General features: G+C 57.9%; 15 protein-coding genes, 1 tRNA gene and 1 pseudogene. 4 read left to right on the top strand and 13 right to left on the bottom strand.

From position 1 onward, the window contains the following. The 4 genes and pseudogenes from DXT96_RS27095 to rpsL form a co-directional block, all read right to left on the bottom strand. Positions 1-77 (bottom strand): annotated as a pseudogene (locus tag DXT96_RS27095) (elongation factor Tu); the annotation flags it as partial. A 66-nt stretch (positions 78-143) separates the two neighbouring features. Continuing rightward, entirely contained in the window at positions 144-2,243 is a 2,100-nt protein-coding gene (fusA, locus tag DXT96_RS26515; protein ID WP_149901720.1) for an elongation factor G, read from the bottom strand. A 34-nt stretch (positions 2,244-2,277) separates the two neighbouring features. Beyond that, positions 2,278-2,748 (bottom strand): 30S ribosomal protein S7, encoded by a 471-nt coding sequence (gene rpsG, locus DXT96_RS26510; RefSeq protein ID WP_149901719.1) that lies wholly within the window; start codon positions 2,746-2,748, stop codon positions 2,278-2,280. Between the two features lie 78 nt (positions 2,749-2,826). Then, positions 2,827-3,198 (bottom strand): 30S ribosomal protein S12, encoded by a 372-nt coding sequence (gene rpsL / locus DXT96_RS26505; protein ID WP_003507760.1) that lies wholly within the window; start codon positions 3,196-3,198, stop codon positions 2,827-2,829. Between the two features lie 528 nt (positions 3,199-3,726). On the opposite strand from rpsL, the gene DXT96_RS26500 reads away from it, so the two are divergent. The 3 genes from DXT96_RS26500 (at position 3,727) to DXT96_RS26490 (ending at position 5,561) form a co-directional block, all read left to right on the top strand. Further along, positions 3,727-4,020 carry a transcriptional regulator gene (locus DXT96_RS26500; RefSeq protein ID WP_149901718.1) on the top strand — a complete coding sequence of 98 codons (294 nt, stop codon included), beginning with the start codon at positions 3,727-3,729 and terminating at the stop codon, positions 4,018-4,020. Positions 4,021-4,029: 9 nt separating this feature from the next. Further along, entirely contained in the window at positions 4,030-4,380 is a 351-nt protein-coding gene (locus DXT96_RS26495) for a VOC family protein (protein WP_153517155.1), read from the top strand. Between the two features lie 98 nt (positions 4,381-4,478). After that, complete coding sequence (locus DXT96_RS26490; protein ID WP_153517154.1) at positions 4,479-5,561, top strand: PAS and helix-turn-helix domain-containing protein; 1,083 nt, start codon at positions 4,479-4,481, stop codon at positions 5,559-5,561. A 134-nt stretch (positions 5,562-5,695) separates the two neighbouring features. Here DXT96_RS26490 and rpoC read toward each other — a convergent pair whose 3' ends face one another. The 9 genes from rpoC to DXT96_RS26445 form a co-directional block, all read right to left on the bottom strand. Then, complete coding sequence (gene rpoC / locus DXT96_RS26485) at positions 5,696-9,904, bottom strand: DNA-directed RNA polymerase subunit beta' (protein ID WP_153517153.1); 4,209 nt, start codon at positions 9,902-9,904, stop codon at positions 5,696-5,698. A gap of 178 nt (positions 9,905-10,082) precedes the next feature. Next, complete coding sequence (gene rpoB, locus DXT96_RS26480) at positions 10,083-14,219, bottom strand: DNA-directed RNA polymerase subunit beta (RefSeq protein ID WP_149901714.1); 4,137 nt, start codon at positions 14,217-14,219, stop codon at positions 10,083-10,085. Positions 14,220-14,481: 262 nt separating this feature from the next. Next, positions 14,482-14,856: a 50S ribosomal protein L7/L12 gene (rplL, locus tag DXT96_RS26475; protein WP_149901713.1), complete on the bottom strand. Its 375-nt coding sequence runs from the start codon at positions 14,854-14,856 to the stop codon at positions 14,482-14,484. A gap of 58 nt (positions 14,857-14,914) precedes the next feature. Then, positions 14,915-15,433, bottom strand: a complete 519-nt coding sequence (gene rplJ, locus DXT96_RS26470; RefSeq protein WP_003507705.1) for a 50S ribosomal protein L10 — start codon at positions 15,431-15,433, stop codon at positions 14,915-14,917. A gap of 357 nt (positions 15,434-15,790) precedes the next feature. Next, positions 15,791-16,486, bottom strand: a complete 696-nt coding sequence (rplA, locus tag DXT96_RS26465) for a 50S ribosomal protein L1 (RefSeq protein WP_149901712.1) — start codon at positions 16,484-16,486, stop codon at positions 15,791-15,793. Positions 16,487-16,488: 2 nt separating this feature from the next. Next, positions 16,489-16,920: a 50S ribosomal protein L11 gene (gene rplK / locus DXT96_RS26460; protein WP_045024949.1), complete on the bottom strand. Its 432-nt coding sequence runs from the start codon at positions 16,918-16,920 to the stop codon at positions 16,489-16,491. 144 nt (positions 16,921-17,064) lie between these two features. Then, positions 17,065-17,595 carry a transcription termination/antitermination protein NusG gene (nusG, locus tag DXT96_RS26455; protein ID WP_149901711.1) on the bottom strand — a complete coding sequence of 177 codons (531 nt, stop codon included), beginning with the start codon at positions 17,593-17,595 and terminating at the stop codon, positions 17,065-17,067. Between the two features lie 33 nt (positions 17,596-17,628). Beyond that, positions 17,629-17,829: a preprotein translocase subunit SecE gene (gene secE / locus DXT96_RS26450; RefSeq protein WP_003523719.1), complete on the bottom strand. Its 201-nt coding sequence runs from the start codon at positions 17,827-17,829 to the stop codon at positions 17,629-17,631. A 184-nt stretch (positions 17,830-18,013) separates the two neighbouring features. Beyond that, positions 18,014-18,089: transfer RNA gene (locus DXT96_RS26445), tRNA-Trp, on the bottom strand. 194 nt (positions 18,090-18,283) lie between these two features. On the opposite strand from DXT96_RS26445, the gene DXT96_RS26440 reads away from it, so the two are divergent. Then, the gene (locus DXT96_RS26440; RefSeq protein ID WP_153517152.1) at positions 18,284-18,871 is read left to right on the top strand and encodes a histidine phosphatase family protein; all 588 of its coding nucleotides are present in this window, start codon (positions 18,284-18,286) and stop codon (positions 18,869-18,871) included. Positions 18,872-18,937 lie beyond the last annotated feature (66 nt).

Raw genomic sequence — 18,937 nt, 5'->3', positions numbered from 1 at the left:
GTCTTGCCGTGGTCGACGTGACCGATCGTGCCAATGTTGACGTGCGGCTTATTGCGCTCAAACTTGCTCTTTGCCATTAGTGGCTCTCCATTCTTGTCCCTTGACGGGAATAATCTTCAAATCTCTGGTGGGGCGTACCCCGATCACTTCTGACCGGAGTACTTTGCCTGGATTTCCTGCGCCACGTTCGACGGAACCGGCGAATAGTGATCGAATGTCATCGAGTACTGAGCGCGACCCTGCGACATCGAGCGCAGGTTATCCACGTACTTGAACATGTTCGCGAGCGGAACATGTGCATTGATGACGATCGTGATGCCACGCGATTCCTGGCCCTGGATCTGACCGCGACGCGAGTTCAGATCGCCGATCACGTCACCGACGTAATCTTCAGGGGTGACGACTTCGACCTTCATCATCGGCTCGAGAAGCTGTGCGCCAGCCTTCTTTGCTGCTTCACGGAAGCAGGCACGCGATGCGATTTCGAAGGCGAGAACCGAGGAGTCAACGTCGTGGTATGCGCCGTCGATCAGCGTCGCCTTGACGCCGAGCATCGGGAAGCCAGCGAGCGGACCGGAAGACAGAACGCTTTCGATACCCTTCTGAACGCCCGGGATGTATTCCTTCGGAACAGCACCACCGACGATCTTGGATTCGAACTTGAAGTCTTCGCCATCAGGGTTCGGTTCGAAGATGATCTTGACGCGCGCGAACTGACCGGTACCACCGGACTGCTTCTTGTGCGTGTAGTCTTCTTCGTGCTGACGGGTGATCGTTTCGCGATAGGCAACCTGCGGAGCGCCGACGGTTGCTTCAACCTTGAACTCGCGACGCATGCGGTCAACGAGAATGTCGAGGTGAAGTTCGCCCATGCCTGCGATGATCGTCTGACCGGATTCTTCATCCGTCTTGACGCGGAACGAAGGATCTTCAGCAGCCAGGCGGTTGAGCGCGAGGCCCATCTTTTCCTGGTCGCCCTTGGTCTTCGGCTCGATCGCGATCTGGATGACCGGCTCGGGGAATTCCATGCGCTCGAGGATAACCGGCTTCAGCGGATCGCAGAGCGTATCGCCAGTGGTGGTTTCCTTGAGGCCGGCCAGAGCAACGATGTCGCCGGCAAAGGCTTCTTCGATGTCTTCACGCGAGTTGGAGTGCATCTGCAGCATACGGCCGACGCGCTCACGCTTGTCCTTGACCGTGTTGATGACGGATGTACCCTTTTCGAGCTTGCCCGAGTAGATGCGGGCAAAGGTCAGCGAACCGACGAAGGGGTCGTTCATGATCTTGAACGCGAGCATGGAAAGCGGCTCGCTGTCGTCAGCGTGACGCTCAATCTCGGCTTCGGTCTTGAAGTCGATGCCCTTGATCGCAGGAATGTCCATCGGCGAAGGCAGGTAATCGCAAACGGCGTCGAGAAGCGGCTGAACGCCCTTGTTCTTGAACGCGGTGCCGCAGAACATCGGGTGGAACTTCACATCGATGGTGCCGCGACGAACGAGCGCACGGATCTTGTCGTTGTCGGGCATGATGCCGTTCAGGTAGTCTTCCATCGCCTGTTCGTCGACTTCGACAACGGTCTCGATCAACTTTTCGCGATATTCGTCAGCCTTGGCCTTCATGTCGTCCGGAATCTCGACGACGTCCCACTGGGCGCCGAGCGACTCGTCGCGCCAGATGAGAGCATTCATCTCGATCAGATCGATAACGCCCTTGAACTCGGTTTCCGCACCGATCGGCAGCTGCATGACGACAGCGATGGCGCCGAGACGGGTCTTGATCATCTCTACCGAGCGGTAGAAGTCAGCACCGGTCTTGTCCATCTTGTTGCAGAAGATCATCCGCGGAACGTTGTACTTCTCAGCCTGACGCCAGACGGTTTCCGTCTGCGGCTCAACACCGGCGTTGGCGTCGAGAAGGGCAATCGCACCGTCGAGAACGCGCAGCGAACGCTCGACTTCAATGGTGAAGTCAACGTGGCCGGGGGTGTCGATGATGTTGAAACGGCGCATCTTGCCGTCGCGACCCTTCCAGAAGGTCGTGGTCGCAGCGGACGTGATGGTGATACCACGTTCCTGCTCCTGCTCCATCCAGTCCATCGTGGCTGCGCCATCATGAACTTCGCCGATCTTGTGCGACTTACCGGTGTAATAGAGGATACGCTCGGTGGTCGTCGTCTTGCCGGCGTCGATATGCGCCATGATACCGAAATTGCGGTAGTCTTCGATTTTATATTCGCGAGCCATAATGGACTGCCTTTCGATATGCGACCGTTTAAGATTACCAGCGGTAATGCGAGAATGCGCGGTTGGCGTCGGCCATCTTGTGCGTGTCTTCGCGCTTCTTGACAGCAGAACCGCGGTTGTTCGCAGCGTCCATGAGTTCGCCGGAAAGGCGATCGACCATGGTCGTTTCGTTGCGCTTGCGCGCAGCAATGATCAGCCAGCGGATGGCCAGAGCCTGACGGCGCTCGGGACGAACGTCGACCGGAACCTGATAGGTAGCACCACCAACGCGGCGCGAACGCACTTCAACATGCGGAGCAACGTTGTCGAGGGCGGAATGGAAGATGCCGAGCGGCTCCTGCTTCGTCTTGCCCTGAACGACGTCAAACGCGCCGTAAACGATGCTTTCTGCGACCGACTTCTTGCCGTGAAGCATGATGGCGTTCATGAACTTGGTGACGATCAGATCGCCGAACTTCGGGTCCGGGTTGATCTCACGCTTTTCTGCACTATGGCGACGGGACATATTCTTTGTCTCTCAATGTTATTGACGCTTTACCACGCGGAGAACCTCGCGCAGCGCCGGAATTTGTTTAAACCCGAATTACTTCGGACGCTTCGCACCGTACTTGGAGCGGCGCTGCTTGCGGTTCTTGACGCCCTGGGTATCGAGAACACCACGGATGATGTGGTAACGAACGCCTGGCAAGTCCTTTACGCGGCCGCCGCGGATCATGACAACGGAGTGTTCCTGAAGGTTGTGACCTTCGCCGGGAATGTAGCCGATGACTTCGAAGCCGTTGGTGAGGCGGATCTTGGCAACCTTACGCAGAGCCGAGTTCGGCTTCTTCGGGGTCGTCGTGTAAACGCGGGTGCAAACACCACGCTTCTGCGGGTTTTCCTGAAGAGCAGGAACCTTGTTGCGCTTTACCTGTGCCTGGCGGGGCTTACGGATCAGCTGGTTTACGGTAGGCATATAACCATCCCTTGCAAAAACTACTTTAGCCACCCGAACGGGTGGCGGCTATGCCGTTGCCGGCGACGACGCACGCATATATCCTCATGCGCAAAACGTGGCCCGATCCGTTTTCACGGATGGACCACCAAGAGCAGAGGACACCTCGACGAGGCGTCTTGCATGCAACATTCGTGTCTTCTACGTGCAATGGAGTCTCGTTTGAGATGATGTTCAGGAAAAACATTCCCGAACGGCCAGCACGCATAGAGGCTCCGATGGCGGGCGTACTACTGTTTTAGCCAGCTTTCGTCAAGGCCGAATCCGCATTTAGCACCCGCGCCCGCGGCCCCAGGGCCCGCAGACAGGCCATTTCCCCTTCCATTTAGCAGAAGTCACCGTCGGCAACAGCGATTTTGCGCTCCGGCCTTTGGCTTTTCATAAAATCCGTCTATTGATTCCCTCAAGCGGCCAGACTTGGCCCGCCACGCGCCAGACCGGCTTCGGTCGGCCCGTATACATTGCAACGACAGATCAAGGAATCGCGTCATGACCACCCTCCCCGACAACGACAATGGACGCGACGAGCCGATGGTCTTCATCGTCATCGGCAAGGCTTACGAGACCGATAATTCAGACGGCATAGATATCCACGTCATCTTGCGGGCGCCGGATGAAGATACCGCCGTGCGCGAAACGCTGAATGCGCTTTCCGAGGAAGGCTTTATCGAAGCCGACCTAGACCAGATCGGCATGCTGACCGAAATCCCGGATGAAGAGCCGCACGCTTCCGCCTATCAGGGCGCGGTGGAAGGCGAAGTGGCCATCATCCGTTTCGCCTGAGGCGCGGCCATGACGGTGAGACGCATCGTCACCAACATCGCGACACCCGACCTTGAACGGGCGGGTGTCTTTTATGGCGATATTCTCGGCATGACCATCGCCATGGATCACGACTGGATCGTAACCTATGCGAGCCCGGTTGAAACACCTGCCCAGATCAGCTTTGCCCGCGAAGGCGGCTCCGGCACGGCTGTTCCCGACATCTCCATCGAAGTCGACAATTTCGACGAGGTCCATGCCAGGATCCTGAAGGCGGAACTATCGGTCGAATACGGTCCAGCTATAGAAACATGGGGCGTGCGCCGCCTGTTCCTGCGCGATCCCTTCGGCAGACTGGTCAATATATTAAGTCACTTATAGAATATATACTTTAATTATAGTAGTATTATTCCATTTCTTGTTGAATAACATGAAAATGTTAGCTTAGAATAGTCCCGACATGAAATTCCGGTGGCGGGTTGAATAATATATCTTCAGCAGACATTATTGATGACATTTACGAGGCGGCGCTTTTTCCCGACCGCTGGGCGAAGGTCATCGCCACAATCGGTAAACGACTTGATTTCTGGGGCGGCGCCCTCACCTGGGGCAAGGGCGAGGAAGAAGCCTGGCTTTTCACGCCCAATTTCCAGGAATTGATGCAAGCCTTCATGGAGGGCGGCTGGAACCACCGTAATGATCGCCTCACCCGTGCGGTCCGCGAAGGACAATTTTCCTTCGTGCATGATTTCGATGTGTTCACCCATGATGAATGGGCCAGACTGCCAATCGTGCGTGACTTCCTGATGCCCCGCGGGCTTGGCTATGGCGCAGCCACCCAGATTGCTCCACCTGACCATCCGGAGATGACGATAATTTTCGAACGCAGGCTCGACAGCGGCGTCATCGGTCCGGAGACCATGGCGGCACTTGGCGGGCTGAGGCCGCATATCGCCCGCAGCCTCACCCTCGCAACAGGGTTACAGCGCCAGAAGGCCAATGCGATGACACTCGGGCTCAACGCCATCGGCGCGCCAGCGGCAGTGCTTCAGGCAAGCGGACGCGTTCTTTCCGCCAACACGCTGTTTCAGTCAATCCAGAAATGTATCTCCACCCGTGCCCGCGATAGGATCCTCATCTCCGACGAGAGAGTAAACCGGCTGCTCTACAAGGCCCTTGCCGGACATAGCGTCAGTTCCTTCCCCCTGCCAACCGAAGACAGGGCCTGCATCCTGCACGTCATACCCTTGCGCAAGGATGCACTGGACCTGTCCCCGAACGGCTCGGCCATCGTGCTGATCTCGCAACCATCAGACACGGTCTTCGACGTCACGCCGCTGCTGAAGGGGCTTTATGACCTCACCAGGGGCGAGGCCCGCGTCGCGCTGGAAATCATGAAGGGGCTTTCGCTTCCCTCCGTGGCGAAGCAATTGCAGATCTCCCACGAAACGGTACGCAGCAACGCCAAGTCGATCTACGCCAAGACCGGCAGTACCGGCCAGACAGATCTCGTCCGCCGCCTTTCCGTTCTGACCCGCTACACCATCGGCGAACAGGGCTGAAAACACGCCAGCGCTGACGATCTGCAAGGTCGGATCGAACCAATAACCCGGCCCCAAAACGAAAAACGCCCGGATTGCTCCGGGCGTCTTCACTAAATTTTGGCGGGGGCTTCGTAAAGCCCCTGCCCTTAAGCTTATTCGGCAGCCGGAACCTGATCCGTCATGTCCTGCAGCATCTGGTTCGCAGAAGCCGAACCCGAACCCTTGCGGCGTTCCTCGAGAATGAGGTCGTCGCGCGAGGTGGCGATGCGGCGGATCTGCGTCATGGTGCCGCCAGTACCGGCCGGGATGAGGCGGCCGACGATGACGTTTTCCTTGAGGCCCTGCAGCGTGTCCGTCTTGCCGGCGATCGCAGCTTCCGTGAGAACCTTGGTGGTTTCCTGGAAAGATGCGGCCGAGATGAAGGACGGCGTCTGCAGCGACGCCTTGGTGATGCCGAGCAGAACAGGATCGCCGTAAGCCGGCTTCTTGCCCTCTTCCATCAGGCGGTCGTTGTTGTCGTCAAGTTCGATACGATCGACATTGTCGCCAACGATGTAATGGCTGTCGCCCGCATCGGTGATCTCGACCTTCTGCAGCATCTGGCGAACGATCACCTCGATGTGCTTGTCGTTGATCACAACGCCCTGCAGTCGGTAGACTTCCTGGATTTCGTTCACGAGGTAGGAAGCCAAAGCCTCCACGCCCTTGATTGCCAGAATGTCGTGCGGCGCCGGGTTGCCGTCGAGAATGTATTCGCCCTTCTCGATGTAGTCGCCTTCCTGAAGATGGAAGGGCTTGCCCTTCGGGATCAGGTATTCGACCGGCTCAACACCGTCTTCCGCAGGCTCGATCTGAACGCGACGCTTGTTCTTGTAGTCGCGGCCGAGGCGGATGGTACCGTCGATCTCTGCGATGACGGCGTGATCCTTCGGACGACGTGCTTCGAACAGTTCGGCAACACGCGGCAGACCACCGGTGATGTCCTTCGTCTTGGCGCTTTCCAGCGGCGAACGTGCAAGCACGTCACCCTGGGAGACCTTCGAACCCGGCTCGACCGAGAGGATGGCGTCCACGGACAGATGGAAGCGGGCTTCGCCACCACGGGAGAGCTTCGCGACAGCGCCGGAAGCGTCTTTGATGATGATAGCAGGCTTCAAATCCGAACCGCGCGGCGTCGAGCGCCAGTCAATGACCTGACGCTTGGTGATGCCGGTGGATTCGTCGGTGGCTTCCAGAACGGAAAGACCGTCGACGAGGTCCTCGAAGTGAACGGTACCTTCCACTTCCGTCATCATCGGACGGGTGTAGGGGTCCCACTCTGCAAGACGCTGACCGCGCTTAACCTTGTCGCCATCGTCCACGAAGATCTTCGAACCGTAAGCGACACGCTGCGAGGAACGTTCCACGCCGCGCTCATCAAGGATCGTAACCGACATGTTACGGCCCATGGCGATGAGAACGCCTTCGGAGTTCCGCAGAATGTTGCGGTTCTTGATCTGGATCGTACCTTCATACGATGCTTCCAGGAACGACTGGTCGACCACGTTTGCCGTACCGCCAAGGTGGAAGGTACGCATGGTGAGCTGCGTGCCCGGTTCACCGATCGACTGCGCGGCAATGACGCCAACGGCTTCGCCCATGTTGACAGGCGTACCGCGTGCAAGGTCACGACCGTAGCAGACACCGCAGACGCCAATCTGCACTTCGCAGGTCAGTGCCGAACGGATGCGGACGGACTGGATGCCGGCCTTCTCGATGACGGCAACGTCGGCTTCGTCGATCAGCGTGCCAGCCTTGACGATGTTCTCGCCAGTGACCGGGTTGTCGATGTCGTCGAGAGCCGTGCGGCCGAGGATACGGGCGCCGATCGAGGCAACGATCTGACCGGCATCGACGATGGCGGTCATGGTGAGGCCCTTGTCGGTGCCGCAATCCACGGAATTGACGATGCAATCCTGCGCCACGTCGACGAGACGACGGGTCAGGTAACCGGAGTTTGCGGTCTTCAGGGCGGTGTCTGCGAGACCCTTACGGGCACCGTGAGTCGAGTTGAAGTACTCGTTAACGGTCAGGCCTTCCTTGAAGTTCGAGATGATCGGCGTCTCGATGATTTCGCCCGAGGGCTTGGCCATCAGGCCGCGCATGCCGCCCAGCTGACGCATCTGGTTCGGTGAACCACGCGCGCCCGAGTGGGACATCATGTAGATGGAGTTCATCGGCTTCTGACGGCCCGTTTCCGGATCGAACTCGACAGCCTTGATGCGCGCCATCATTTCTTCGGCGACCTTCTCGGTTGCCTTGCCCCAGGCGTCGACAACCTTGTTGTACTTTTCGCCCTGGGTGATGAGACCATCATTGTACTGCTGTTCGTATTCCTTCACCAAGGCTTCGGTGTCACCGACGATCTTCACCTTGCTGTCCGGAATAACCATGTCGTCCTTGCCGAACGAAATGCCGGCGCGGCAGGCGTGGCTGAAGCCGAGCTGCATGATGCGGTCGCAGAAGATGACCGTGTCTTTCTGGCCGCAATGACGGTAGACCGTGTCGATCATCTTGGAGATGTTCTTCTTGGTCATTTCCTGGTTGCAGGTGTCGAAAGGCACGTTGACGTTCTTCGGCAGAAGTTCGCCGATGAGCATACGGCCAGGCGTCGTTTCATGAATCTTGGAAACCGGCTTGCCGTCGGCATCCACAGTCTTGAAGCGACCACGGATCTTGGCATGCAGCGTCACGACCTTGTTTTCAAGCGCGTGATGCAATTCGCCGATGTCAGAGAAGGCCATGCCTTCGCCGGGCTCGTTCTGGTTCATGATCGACAGGTAATAGAGGCCGAGAACCATGTCCTGCGACGGAACGATGATCGGATGACCGTTCGCCGGATGCAGGATGTTGTTGGTCGACATCATCAACACGCGGGCTTCCAGCTGGGCTTCCAGCGAAAGCGGCACGTGAACAGCCATCTGGTCACCGTCGAAGTCGGCGTTGAAGGCCGTGCAGACGAGCGGGTGCAGCTGGATTGCCTTGCCTTCGACCAGCATGGGTTCGAAAGCCTGGATACCCAGACGGTGCAGCGTCGGTGCGCGGTTGAGAAGCACCGGATGTTCGCGGATAACCTCGTCGAGGATATCCCAGACTTCCGGCTTTTCCTTTTCAACCAGCTTCTTGGCCTGCTTGACGGTCGAGGAATAACCCTTGGCGTCGAGACGGGCATAGATGAACGGCTTGAACAGTTCGAGCGCCATCTTCTTCGGCAGGCCGCACTGGTGCAGTTTCAGTTCCGGACCGGTCACGATGACCGAACGGCCGGAATAGTCGACGCGCTTGCCGAGAAGGTTCTGGCGGAAGCGACCCTGCTTGCCCTTGAGCATGTCGGACAGCGACTTCAGCGGACGCTTGTTGGCACCCGTGATGACGCGGCCGCGACGGCCGTTGTCGAACAGCGCATCGACGGATTCCTGCAACATACGCTTTTCATTGCGGATGATGATGCCAGGCGCGCGAAGCTCGATCAGGCGCTTCAGACGGTTGTTACGGTTGATGACGCGGCGATAGAGATCGTTGAGGTCGGACGTCGCAAAACGGCCGCCATCCAGCGGAACCAGCGGACGCAGGTCCGGCGGAATGACCGGAACGACCTTCATGATCATCCATTCCGGACGATTGCCGCTCTCCATGAAGTTCTCGACGATCTTCAGGCGCTTCATAAACTTCTTCTGCTTGAGGTCAGAAGTCGTTTCAGCAAGCTCGGCGCGCAGGTCGCCGGCGATCTTTTCGAGGTTCATCGAAGCCAGCATCTCATAGATGGCTTCAGCGCCGATCATGGCGGTGAACTGGTCTTCGCCGAACTCGTCAACGGCGATCATGTACTCTTCTTCAGACAGAAGCTGGTTCTGCTTCAGAGAAGTGAGGCCGGGTTCCGTGACGATGTAGTTCTCGAAATAGAGAACGCGTTCGACATCCTTCAGCGTCATGTCGAGCAAGGTCGAGATACGCGAAGGAAGCGACTTCAGGAACCAGATATGGGCAACCGGCGCTGCGAGCTCGATATGGCCCATGCGCTCACGGCGAACGCGCGACAGCGTCACTTCGACGCCGCACTTTTCGCAGATGATGCCCTTGTACTTCATGCGCTTGTACTTGCCGCACAGGCACTCATAGTCCTTGATCGGTCCGAAAATGCGCGCGCAGAAAAGGCCGTCGCGTTCCGGCTTGAACGTACGGTAGTTGATGGTTTCCGGCTTCTTGATCTCGCCGTAGGACCACGACAGGATTTTTTCCGGCGAAGCGATCGAAATCCGGATGGAATCGAAATGCTGCGCAGGCACCTGAGGATTGAAAAGATTCATGACCTCTTGGTTCATGCCTTGTCTCCTTGAGAGGCTAGCTGCTGCCCCTGTTTGCATCTGGACCGGCTTCTTCCCGGGTCGCCGTCCAAAGCTTTAAATACGGATTAACCGCACAATGCGGCGAAAGTGTCCCACGCCAGCCGGGCTGACGGGAAACCGGCAGGCGCCCGGAAGGCGCCCGCCACTCTCATTTTTATTCCGCCGCGTCGGGCAGCTGGTCGTCGGACTGGTTCTCGATCTTCGAGTTTTCCAGTTCGACCGACAGACCGAGCGACCGCATTTCCTTGACGAGAACGTTGAAGCTCTCCGGAATACCGGCCTCGAAGGTGTCGTCGCCACGGACGATCGCTTCGTAGACCTTGGTGCGGCCGGCCACGTCGTCCGACTTGACGGTCAGCATTTCCTGCAGCGTGTAAGCTGCGCCGTATGCTTCCAGAGCCCAGACTTCCATTTCCCCGAAGCGCTGTCCGCCGAACTGCGCCTTGCCGCCCAGCGGCTGCTGGGTAACGAGCGAGTAAGGACCGATCGAGCGAGCGTGGATCTTGTCGTCGACAAGGTGGTTCAGCTTGATCATGTACATGTAGCCGACGGTGACCTTGCGGTCGAACGGCTCACCGGTACGACCGTCATAGAGGACGGACTGACCGGATTCATGCAGACCTGCCTTCTTCAGCATGGCGGCGACGTCAGGCTCATGCGCACCGTCGAAGACCGGGGTCGCGATGGAAACACCGCGCTTGGCTTCTTCGGCAAGCTTGACCAGCGAGTCGTCGTCGAAATGCTGAACCTCGTCATTGGCCTCAGACGCGTAGATTTCCGTCAGCTCGCCGCGAAGCTCGCTGATGTCCATCGTCTTGCGATACTCTTCGAGCATGTCGCCGATCTTCTTGCCCATACCGGCGCATGCCCATGCGAGGTGGGTTTCGAGGATCTGGCCGACGTTCATGCGCGAAGGCACGCCGAGCGGGTTCAAGCAGATGTCGACATGCGTGCCGTCTTCGAGGAATGGCATGTCCTCGACCGGAACGATACGCGAGACGACGCCCTTGTTACCGTGACGGCCGGCCATCTTGTCGCCCGGCTGGATCTTGCGCTTCACAGCGACGAAGACCTTGACCATCTTCATGACACCAGGAGGCATTTCATCGCCGCGCTGGACCTTTTCGACCTTGTCCATGAAGCGCTGTTCAAGGCGCGACTTGGATTCGTCGTACTGGCCGCGAAGCGCTTCCAGCTCGGACTGAGCCTTCTCGTCCTCGACTGCGAACATCCACCACTGCGAGCGGGGATATTCGGAGACGACAGCATTCGAAAGCTCGACGCCCTTCTTGAAGCCCTTCGGACCGGCGATGGAAACGTGGCCACGCAGCATGTCGATCAGGCGACCGTAGACGTTACGGTCGAGAATTGCCTGCTCGTCGTCGCGGTCCTTCGCCAAGCGCTCGATCTCTTCGCGCTCGATAGCCATCGCGCGCTCGTCCTTCTCCACACCGTGACGGTTGAAGACGCGGACTTCGACAACGGTACCGAACGTGCCCGGAGGCATGCGCATGGAGGTGTCGCGAACGTCGGAAGCCTTTTCACCGAAGATGGCGCGCAGAAGCTTTTCTTCCGGCGTCATCGGGCTTTCGCCCTTCGGCGTGATCTTGCCGACGAGAATATCGCCCGGCTGAACTTCCGCACCGATGTAAACGATACCGGCTTCGTCGAGGTTCTTCAGCGCTTCTTCCGAAACATTCGGAATGTCGCGGGTGATTTCTTCCGGACCAAGCTTCGTGTCGCGCGCCATCACTTCGAATTCTTCGATGTGAATGGAGGTGAACACGTCGTCGGAAACGATACGCTCCGACATCAGGATCGAGTCTTCGTAGTTGTAGCCGTTCCAGGGCATGAACGCGACGAGCGCGTTGCGGCCGAGTGCCAGGTCGCCGAGGTCGGTCGACGGACCGTCCGCGATGATGTCACCCTTGGAGATGGCGTCACCGACGGCGACCAGCGGACGCTGGTTGACGCAGGTGTTCTGGTTGGAACGCTGGAACTTCTGCAGACGGTAGATATCGACGCCCGACTTGCCGGCATCAAGGTCTTCCGTCGCGCGGATAACGATACGGGTCGCATCCACCTGGTCGACGATACCGCCACGGCGAGCCGCGATGGCAGCGCCGGAGTCGCGAGCAACGATCGGTTCCATGCCGGTACCGACGAACGGTGCCTCGGCGCGCAGAAGCGGCACGGCCTGACGCTGCATGTTCGAGCCCATGAGAGCGCGGTTGGCGTCGTCGTTTTCCAGGAACGGAATGAGAGCCGCCGCGACCGAAACGAGCTGCTTCGGCGAAACGTCCATCAGGTTGATGTTGTCGCGCGGTGCGAGCATAACTTCGCCCGAGTGACGGCAAACAACGAACTCTTCAGTGAAGGCGCCTTCGCCATCAAGCTCGGCATTGGCCTGTGCGACGTAATACTTGGCCTCTTCCATGGCGGAGAGGTAGATCACGTCAGTCGTCACCTTGCCGTCGATGATCTTGCGGTACGGGCTTTCGATGAAGCCGTACTTGTTCACGCGGGCAAAGGTTGCGAGCGAGTTGATCAGACCGATGTTCGGGCCTTCCGGCGTCTCGATCGGGCAAATACGGCCGTAATGGGTCGGGTGAACGTCGCGGACTTCGAAGCCGGCGCGCTCGCGGGTCAGACCACCCGGTCCAAGAGCCGAAAGACGGCGCTTGTGGGTGATTTCCGAAAGCGGGTTCACCTGGTCCATGAACTGCGACAGCTGCGAGGAACCGAAGAATTCGCGAACGGCGGCAGCTGCCGGCTTCGCGTTGATCAGGTCCTGCGGCATCACGGTGTCGATTTCGATCGAGGACATACGTTCCTTGATCGCACGTTCCATGCGCAGAAGGCCCAGACGATACTGGTTTTCCATCAGCTCGCCGACAGAACGAACACGGCGGTTGCCGAGGTTGTCGATGTCGTCGATTTCGCCCTTGCCGTCGCGCAGTTCGACCAGCATCTTGACGACAGCGAGGATGTCTTCCTTGCGCAGCGTGCGCACGGTGTCTTCCGCGTCGAGGTCGAGGCGCATGTTCATCTTCACGCGGCCAACGGCCGAGAGATCGTAACGTTCGGCATCGAAGAACAGCGAGTTGAACATCGCTTCAGCCGAATCCATGGTCGGCGGCTCACCCGGACGCATGACGCGGTAGATGTCGAACAGCGCTTCCTGGCGGTTCTGGTTCTTGTCCGCAGAGAGCGTGTTGCGGATATAGGCGCCAACATTGACGTGGTCGATATTGAGGACCGGAATCTCGTCGAAGCCGGACTTAAGAATAAGGCCCAGCGTCTTCTCGTCGATTTCGTCGCCGGCTTCGAGATAGATTTCACCCGTCTCGTAGTTGACGATGTCTTCGGCAAGGAAGTTGCCGTAGAGATCCTCATCCGTCGCCTTCAGCGCCTTCAGGCCCTTGTCGACGAGCTGGCGGATAAGGCGCGGGGTCAGCTTCTTGCCACCTTCGACAACGACTTCGCCGGTATCGGCGTCGATCATGTCGGTGATGACCTTGGCGTTCTTCAGCGTCTCGGGCTGGAACGGAATGCGCCAGCCGTCACCGGAGCGCTCGTAGGAAGCCTTGGTGTAGAAGGTCGACAGGATTTCTTCGCCATCCATGCCAAGCGCCATCAGGAGCGAGGTCACGGGCAGCTTGCGGCGACGGTCGATACGCGCATAGACGATGTCCTTGGCGTCGAACTCGATGTCGAGCCAGGAACCGCGATACGGGATCACGCGCGCGGCAAACAGAAGCTTGCCCGACGAATGGCTCTTGCCCTTGTCGTGGTCGAAGAACACGCCCGGCGAACGGTGCATCTGCGAAACGATGACGCGCTCGGTGCCGTTGACGACAAAGGTGCCGTTATTGGTCATGAGCGGCATGTCGCCCATGTAGACGGACTGTTCCTTGATGTCCTTGATGGACTTCGCGCCCGTATCCTCGTCAATATCGAACACGATGAGGCGCAGCGTCACTTTCAGCGGCGCAGCATAGGTCAGATCGCGCTGACGGCATTCCTCGACGTCGAACTTCGGCGCTTCGAATTCGTAGGATACGAATTCGAGCATGGATGCGCCCGAGAAGTCGGTGATCGGGAATACGGATTTGAATACGGCATTCAATCCCTCGTCGGGACGACCGCCCTTGGGCTCGTCAACCATGAGAAATTGGTCATACGAAGCCTTCTGAACCTCAATGAGGTTCGGCATTTCCGCTACTTCTGGAATTTTGCCGAAAAACTTGCGTACGCGCCTGCGACCATTATACGAAAGGGTCTGAGCCATCGTCGCTCCTTTAAAATTGCATCCGGGCCTGCAACGGACGGGAACCGATGGCCAGTCGATCCCGTCAAGCAATGGGTGTCATCAATCTCGTTCCACATCCCGGATCGATCAGGCCGGATTGCCTAGATGAGCCGGTTCGGAACCATTCTCTTGAAGAACCCATTACCCAAAAGCCATTTTCACGCGGCTTTTGGGTAATAAGGTTTAAAACGATGACAGACGGGGAAGGCTGAGACAGCCTCCCCCGCAAGCAATCGCAAGATTACTTAACGTCGACCTTGGCGCCTGCGTCTTCAAGCTTCTTCTTGAGGTCAGCAGCTTCAGCCTTGGAAACAGCTTCCTTGACAGCCTTCGGAGCACCTTCAACGAGGTCCTTGGCTTCCTTCAGGCCGAGACCCGTGATAGCGCGGACTTCCTTGATGACGTTGATCTTGTTGGCGCCAGCGTCAACCAGGACAACGTCGAACTCGGTCTTTTCTTCTTCAACAACAGCAGCAGCACCACCGCCAGCAGCAGCAACAGCTACCGGAGCAGCAGCGGAAACGCCCCACTTTTCTTCAAGAAGCTTGGACAGTTCTGCAGCTTCCAGAACGGTCAATGCGGAGAGGTCGTCTACGATCTTTGCGAGATCAGTCATTTGTCAGTTCCTTTAATTCGGTTCGAACCGGTTTGAATAATTACAGCGAAAAACCGCCTTAAGCGGCTTCGTCCTTCTTGGCGTAAGCCGAAAACACGCGTGCAAGCTGGCTTGCAGGTGCGGCGACAACCGTAGCAACGCGAGTTGCCGGGGCATTGAGAAGGCCCAGCAGCTTTGCGCGCAGCTCGTCCAGCGAAGGCAGGGTCGCAAGCGACTTGACTGCTTCGGCGTTGAGCGTGGTTGCACCCATGGAACCGCCGAGAACAACGACTTTATCGTTGGTCTTTGCGAAATCCATAACGACTTTCGGAGCGATCATCGGGTCGACGCTGTATGCAATCAGCGTCTGGCCCTTGAAGAGATTTGTCATCCCTTCCGACTCCGTGCCCTGAAGAGCGATCTTGGCCAGGCGGTTCTTCGCGACCTTGACGGTGCCTCCGGCAGCGCGCATCTTCGAACGGAAGTCGTTCATCTGCGCAACGGTGACACCAGCATAGTGGGCCACGACAACCGAACCGGAAGCCTTGAAGACTTCGTTCAGCTCCGTGACGAATTCGCGTTTTTCCGCTCTTTCCACTGTCTGTCTCCAGTAGACGGGACCACATGATTGTGAACCCGTCGGGTTTGCCTTTGCCCCAGGGGACCTTTTTACAAAGATCCCGAGCGACGCTCGAGGATCCTGTCCCCCGCTCTGTCGCCGCAAACGGCTTCAGGCACAGGCACACCAGGTTCGAACCGGACAGTCAGACATCCTGAAGATGTCTCAAATCCAGCCTCACCCGTCTCATGCAGGTTGAATGATTAAGGCCAGATCCCGAAAGACATGGCCACCTGCAATCTCGGACAGGAGTTCCGGGTTTCCCCGGAAATCTCCGGCTCCCTGAGAGCCGGAAATTCTTTTAATCACACGCCCCGAAAGACGCGCGAGAATTGATTAAGCCGAAACCGACGAAGGGTCGATCTTGACGCCCGGACCCATGGTCGAGGAGATGGCAACGCGCTTGACGTAGTTGCCCTTGGCGCCCGTCGGCTTTGCCTTGATAACTGCGTCAGCGAAAGCCTTGATGTTCTCTTCAAGAGCCTTGGCGTCGAACGATGCCTTGCCAATGCCAGCGTGCACGATACCGGCCTTTTCGACGCGGAATTCGACAGCGCCGCCCTTGGACGCCTTGACGGCGCCGGCAACATCCATGGTCACCGTACCAACCTTCGGGTTCGGCATCATGCCACGCGGGCCGAGTACCTTGCCGAGACGGCCGACGAGCGGCATCATGTCCGGGGTTGCGATGCAACGATCAAAGTCGATCTTGCCGCTCTGAACGATTTCAACCAGATCTTCCGCACCGACGATGTCAGCGCCGGCAGCCGTGGCTTCATCAGCCTTGACGCCACGGGCGAAAACGGCGACGCGAACGTCACGGCCCGTGCCGTTCGGCAGGTTGACAACGCCACGAACCATCTGGTCCGCATGGCGCGGGTCAACGCCGAGGTTCATCGAAACTTCAACGGTTTCGTCGAACTTGGCAACCGCACGCTCCTTGACCATCGAAATGGCGTCGGTGAGAACGTAGAGCTTGTTGGGATCCACGCCTTCGCGGATCTTCTGAATGCGCTTTGCTACCTTGGCCATGATCAACCTACCACTTCCAGGCCCATGGCGCGGGCGGAGCCCTCAACCATTGCCATTGCGCCTTCGATGTCGGCTGCGTTCAGATCCTTCATCTTGGCTTCTGCGATCGTCTTGACCTGAGCCTTGGTGATGGAGCCGACCTTGGCGCCCTTGCCAGGCGTCTTGGAACCGGAGGTGATCTTTGCTTCCTTCTTCAGCCAATAAGTCATCGGCGGCTGCTTCATGATGAAGGTGAAGGACTTGTCCTGGTAATAGGTGATGACGACCGGGATCGGCATACCCTTTTCCATTTCCTGCGTGGCGGCATTGAACGCCTTGCAGAATTCCATGATGTTAACGCCACGCTGACCAAGTGCCGGACCGATCGGCGGGGACGGATTGGCCGACCCAGCCTTTACCTGCAACTTGAGCTGGCCTGCAACTTTCTTAGCCATATCTCTCTGCCTTTCAATTCAAACCGGTTACCCGGCTTCTCTCTAGCCGGATCGCTCCGGCGGCTGCGGTTGCGTGGTGCGGCGCCCTGCCCCGGCTTAAAGGGCCAGATTGCCTTCCACGCGCTTGGGGTTTCACCCCTCCAGTCAGACCTTCTCGACCTGACTGTATTCCAGCTCGACCGGCGTAGCGCGGCCGAAAATCGAAACTTCCACCTTCAGGCGCGAACGCTCTTCGTCGACATCCTGCACCACGCCGTTGAACGACGCGAACGGACCGTCGGAAACGCGAACCTGCTCGCCGATCTCGAACGAAACCGAAGACTTCGGACGCTCGACACCTTCCTGAACCTGACCGAGAATACGATCGGCTTCATAATCGGGAATCGGAACAGGCTTATTGTCCGAACCGAGGAAACCGGTAACCTTCGGCGTGTTCTTGATGAGGTGATAGGCCTCATCCGTCAGATTGGCGCGCACCAGCACGTAACCTGGAAAGAACTTGCGTTCGCTATCGACCTTACGGCCGCGACGCACCTCGACAACCTTTTCGGTCGGCACGAGGATTTTCTCGAAAAGATGATCAAGGCCCTTCTGGCGGGCCTTTTCTTCGATCGACTCAGCGACCTTCTTTTCGAAATTCGAATATGCGTGAACGATATACCAGCGCGCTGCCATTTTTATTCTCCGTTCAATCCTTTGACCGTGCCGTTACCGGCCGACGTTCAGCACGAGGCTGAGCAGCCAGCCGATGAGCTGGTCCGCAGCAAAGAAGAACAGAGCCGCGAAAATGACCATCACCAGCACCATAGCCGTCGAAATCATGGTCTCGCGGCGCGACGGCCAAGTAATTTTAGACGCTTCGGCGCGAACCTGCTGCAGAAACGTAAACGGATTGGTTTTGGATGCCATTGACTGCCCACGCAATTACGGCACGTAAAGCCGAATTAATCAGCCCCACGCACCGCGTGTCTGTTTTGACCTACATAAACACCGATTCCACTTTTAACAAGAGGAAATCGACATTCCGCGAAATTCGCCGGAAATCCGGCATCCATCTGCCTTGCAGCGAAGACCCGCGCTTGCGAATGGAAAGTGGCAGGGGCAGTAAGGCTCGAACTTACGACCTGCGGTTTTGGAGACCGCCGCTCTACCAACTGAGCTATACCCCTTCATCACCGTAACCGGCCGCGAAAATCGCTTGGCCAGTTCGATATGCGTTCCTTTAAGGCGCAGGGAAAAGAATGGCAAGGGTGTTTTTCGTTTTTTCACAATGTCTGGCAAAATACACGGACAAGCCGCCTGCCCCACCCGGCACAATGCCTACTCCTTTGATCTTCCTCATACTCCCCCACAGGAAAAACCCATGAGTATCTATCTCGTCCGTCACGGCCAGACCGAATTTAATGCCGCCCAGCGCTGGCAGGGTCAGGTCGATTCGCCCCTTACGGAATTGGGACGGCAACAGGCCGCACGCATGGGGCGCCGGCTGGCCGGGCTGACCGGAACCGATGAAGCGCATATTTTCTCCAGTCCGCTCGGGCGGGCAAGACAGACCTGTGAGATCATAGCGGGTGAGATTGGCATGATCGACGGCATCACCCTTGATCCCGGCCTGATGGAAATCGGTATGGGCGCTTGGGACGGCATGACGGATTACGAGATCGATCACGAATATCCCGGCCTGCGCGACGGGCTGGATCGGCATGAATGGTTTTTTCACGCGCCTGGCGGCGAAACATTCGAAAAAATGGCGGACCGGGTGAGCCGTAGCCTTGAGACGATCAAACAGAGACAGGCCCGCGATGCGATCATCATCTGCCACGGCATCACCAGCCGGATATTGCGCGGCGTTTATGCGAGCCTCCCGAAAGACGAAACACTTCGCCTCGAAGTACCACAGGACGCGTTCTTCCATCTCAGGGATGGTGACATTGCGCGGATCGACTGCTGAGATTTTCTCGCAATAAAAAACCCCGCTGTCTCCAGCGGGGTTTTCTCAAATCCCTTGCGGGAAAAG

The sequence above is a fragment of the Agrobacterium sp. ICMP 6402 genome, assembly GCF_009498615.1.
Classification (GTDB): domain Bacteria; phylum Pseudomonadota; class Alphaproteobacteria; order Rhizobiales; family Rhizobiaceae; genus Agrobacterium; species Agrobacterium burrii.
This window is presented reverse-complemented; position numbering and strand designations above follow the sequence as displayed.